Source organism: Flavobacterium sedimenticola (genome assembly GCF_030053345.1).
GTDB classification, from domain to species: Bacteria; Bacteroidota; Bacteroidia; order Flavobacteriales; family Flavobacteriaceae; genus Flavobacterium; species Flavobacterium sedimenticola.
This window is the reverse complement of sequence record NZ_JASGBP010000017.1, coordinates 1-4,220: the sequence shown is the minus strand read 5'-3', so window position 1 is coordinate 4,220 and position 4,220 is coordinate 1. Positions and strand designations below refer to the sequence as shown.

The following is a 4,220-nucleotide window of genomic DNA, read 5'->3' as shown; positions in this document are numbered from 1 at the left end:
GTACACCCCGGCACGGTGATAGCGGTAGGCTCACTCACGGCTGTCGTTCCGCCATTACCCAGTTGGCCAAAGTCATTTGACCCCCAGGTATAAATGGCACCATTAGCCTTTTGGGCTATGCCGTGAAACCATCCGCCGGTTACTCTTACCCAGTCGGTATCGGTACCTATCTGCACGGGCTGTGTTCGATTCGTGGTGGTACCGTCACCCACTTGTCCGGTATCATTACGCCCCCAGCCCCACAGGGTGCCGTCACTCTGTATCCCATAGGAGGTACTGTACCCGGTACCGATATAGACCCAGTTGGTATTGGTGCCTACTTGCACCGGGGTATCTCTAAAGTAAGCTGCCGGAAAAGTATCTCCGGCCTGACCTTGGCCACCTGCACCCCAGCCCCACAGAGTTCCGTTGGTTTTCAGGGCCAACGCATGGCCATAACCGGCACTGATGGTGGCCCAATCGGTTTCCGGGCGCAACTGGGTGGGGTATTGTCGTGAGCCTACATTCGAAGGGCCGACCAATCCGGTACTATTACCGCCCCAGCCCCATAGGGTACCATTGCTTTTTATGGCTAAAGCGGTGCGAACAATTCCAGCGGTCTCTATTATTGACCAGTCTGTATCGGTACCTATTTGTCCCGGAGACAAGCGGTTGCTGCAACAAGTGCCATTACCCATCTGATAGCTGTCATTTTGTCCCCAGCCCCATAGGGTTCCGTTGGACTTAAGAGCGATGGTAAACCCGTTACTGGCAGAAACTTGGGTCCAATTGGTATCAGTTCCCATTTGGGTAAAAGTGTTAAGATAGCTCACAGTGCTTCCTATACCCAATTGCCCGGTTGAGTTATCCCCGGTGCACCACATAGTCCCATTAGTTTTGATAGCAAAAGTATCATAAGGACCACAAACTACTTTTTGCCAATCAGCTGTTGCTGTTATTTGTGTTGGGGTCCATTTATCAGTTTGGGTGCCATCACCTAACTGTCCGGCAGCCATATTGGACCCCCATCCCCATAAAGTACCATTGGGTTTTATTCCGAAGTTAAAATAATTCCCCGAGCTAATATCACTAAAACATTGGGCGTTAATGCCAAGGGCATAGCCTAAAAATCCTAATAAGAGTAGTTGTTTTTTCATCAATTGTGTTTCCTTTTATCTTGAGAAATATTTATTCTTTGACAAATTTTTCGCTAACCACCACCTTGCCATGAGCATGCAATACCAAAAGATACATCCCTTTGGGTAAGACTAGAGGAAGGGCAGCCTGCAACCGGCTACCCGCTACCGGGTTACTGCGATACACTACTTTACCCGTCATGTCATATATTTTCAACCCATTCACCACCGCATTGCCACGATACGCAAACTGCAAAGTCTCACCCACCGGGTTAGGGGAGATGACCATTTTTACTTCTTCAAAATCCTCAGTACCCAGCGTACACCCCGGCACGGTGATGGCAGTAGGCAAACTCACGGCTGTCGTTCCGCCATTACCCAGTTGGCCAAAGTCATTCGACCCCCAGGTATAAATAGCACCATTGGCCTTTTGAGCCATACCGTGATTAAATCCGCCGGTTACTCTTATCCAGTCGGTATCGGTGCCTATTTGCACGGGCTGTGTTCGATTCGTGGTGGTACCGTCACCCACTTGGTTGGTATCATTACGCCCCCAGCCCCACAGGGTACCGTCACTTTGTATGCCGTATGAAGTACTATACCCGGTACCGATATACACCCAGTTGGTATTGGTGCCTACTTGTACGGGGGTGTCCCTAAAGTAAGCCGCGGGAAAAGTATCTCCCGCCTGGCCTTGTCCACCGGCACCCCAGCCCCATAAAGTACCGTTAGTTTTCAGGGCTAAGGCATGACCATTACCGGCACTGATGGTGGCCCAATCGGTTTCCGGGCGCAATTGGGTAGGGTATTGCCGTGAGCCTACATTCGAGGGGCCTACAAGCCCGGTTGAGTTCAATCCCCATCCCCATAAGGTTCCATTATTTTTTAAGGCTAAGGCTGTTCTTAAGTTTGCAGTTTGAATGAGCACCCAATCAGTATCGGTGCCTATTTGTCCCGGCGATAAGCGGTTACTGCAACAAGTACCGTCACCCATCTGATAAGTGTCGTTTTGCCCCCAGCCCCATAGGGTTCCATTGGTTTTAAGGGCGATGGTAAACCCGTTACTGGCAGATACTTGTGTCCAATCGGTTGTTGTACCAACCTGAGCAAAAGTATTAATATAGTTTATGGTGCTTCCTATACCCAATTGCCCGGTAGAATTATCGCCAGAACACCAGAGGCTGCCGTTTGTTTTAATGACAAAAGTATTATATGGCCCGCAAACTGCTTGTTGCCAATCGGTAGCAGTATTAAGTTGTGTCGGATTGTAAAAATCAGCCTCGCTTCCATTGCCCATTTGTCCGAAAACAGAAGAGCCCCAGCCCCAGAGCGTACCATTGGGTTTAAGGCCTAAATTAAAATAATTCCCTGAACTGATACTGCTAAAACATTGGGCGTTAATGCCAAGGGCATAGCCTAAAAATCCTAATAAGAGTAGTTGTTTTTTCATCAATTGTGTTTCCTTTTATCTTGAGAAATATTTATTCTTTGACAAATTTTTCGCTAACCACCACCTTACCACTGGCATGCAATACCAGCAGGTAAATCCCTTTGGGCAAAACTAGGGGCAATGTAGCCTGCAACTGGCTACTCGCTACCGGGTTACTGCTATACACTACTTTACCCGTCATATCATATATTTTCAACCCATCCACCACCGCATTGCCACGATACGCAAACTGCAAAGTCTCACCCACCGGGTTAGGGGAGATGACCATTTTTACTTCTTCAAAATCCTCAGTACCCAGCGTACACCCCGGCACGGTGATGGCAGTAGGCAAACTCACGGCTGTCGTTCCGCCATTACCCAGTTGGCCAAAGTCATTCGACCCCCAGGTATAAATGGCACCATTGGCCTTTTGAGCCATACCGTGAAACCAGCCACCGGTAACTCTTACCCAGTCGGTATCGGTACCTATTTGCACGGGCTGTGTTCGATTCGTGGTGGTACCGTCACCCACTTGTCCGGTATCATTACGTCCCCAGCCCCACAGGGTGCCGTCACTCTGTATCCCATAGGAGGTGCTGTGTCCGGTACCAATATACACCCAGTTGGTATTGGTCCCTACTTGTACGGGGGTATCTCTAAAATAAATGGTAGGAAAGGGATCCCCGGCTTGTCCGTAATTCCCGGCACCCCAGCCCCATAAAGTACCGTTAGTTTTCAGGGCTAAGGCGTGACCATTACCGGCACTGATGGTGGCCCAATCGGTTTCCGGGCGCAACTGAGTAGGATATTGTCGTGAGCCTACATTCGAGGGGCCGACCAATCCGGTACTATTACCACCCCAGCCCCATAAGGTCCCATTGCTTTTTAGTGCCAAACCAGTTCTAATTGTACCGGAAGTTTGAATGAGCGACCAATCAGTATCAGTACCAATTTGTCCCGGCGATAAGCGGTTACTGCAACAAGTGCCGTCACCCATCTGGTAGCTGTCATTTTGTCCCCAGCCCCATAAGGTTCCATTGGTTTTAAGGGCGATGGTAAACCCATTACTGGCAGATACTTGGGTCCAATTGGTATCGGTTCCCATTTGAGTAAAAGTGTTAAGATAGCTCACAGTGCTTCCTATGCCCAATTGTCCGGTTGAATTATCCCCGGTGCACCACAGTGTCCCATTAGTTTTGATAGCAAAAGTATCATAAGGACCACAAACTACTTTTTGCCAATCAGCCGTTGCAGTTATTTGTGTTGGGGTCCATTTATCAGTTTGGGTGCCGTCACCTAACTGTCCAGCAGCCATATTGGACCCCCATCCCCATAAAGTACCATTGGGTTTTATTCCGAAGTTAAAATAATTCCCCGAGCTAATATCACTAAAACATTGGGCGTTAATGCCGAGGGCATAACCTAAAAATCCTAATAAGAGTAGTTGTTTTTTCATATTTTTATAAAGTTCTCCATCATTTTTGTGCTTTAAATTCATTAAAGCTCCCCTCCTAAATTAGGAGGGGTGTCTCGTCCTACGGACGAGACGGGGTGGTGCAGGACGAGATGGGGTGGTATCACTCCTTCACAAACCGCTCACTAACCACCACCTTGCCATGAGCATGCAATACCAAAAGATACATCCCTTTAGGTAAGACTAGAGGAAGGGCAGCCTG

At 48.7% G+C, this 4,220-nt stretch carries 3 protein-coding genes; all 3 read right to left on the bottom strand.

Annotation, left to right across the window (positions count from 1 at the left end; all coding sequences use genetic code 11):
- A partial coding sequence (locus tag QHT84_RS14085; protein WP_407649254.1) for an RCC1 domain-containing protein occupies nt 1-1,136 on the bottom strand: 1,136 nt, incomplete at its 3' end.
- 31 nt (nt 1,137-1,167) lie between these two features.
- On the bottom strand, nt 1,168-2,565 hold the full coding sequence (locus QHT84_RS14080) for a T9SS type A sorting domain-containing protein (RefSeq protein WP_283240212.1): 1,398 nt from the start codon (nt 2,563-2,565) through the stop codon (nt 1,168-1,170).
- A 31-nt stretch (nt 2,566-2,596) separates the two neighbouring features.
- Nucleotides 2,597-4,000: a T9SS type A sorting domain-containing protein gene (locus tag QHT84_RS14075; protein ID WP_283240211.1), complete on the bottom strand. Its 1,404-nt coding sequence runs from the start codon at nt 3,998-4,000 to the stop codon at nt 2,597-2,599.
- Nucleotides 4,001-4,220: the final 220 nt, after the last annotated feature.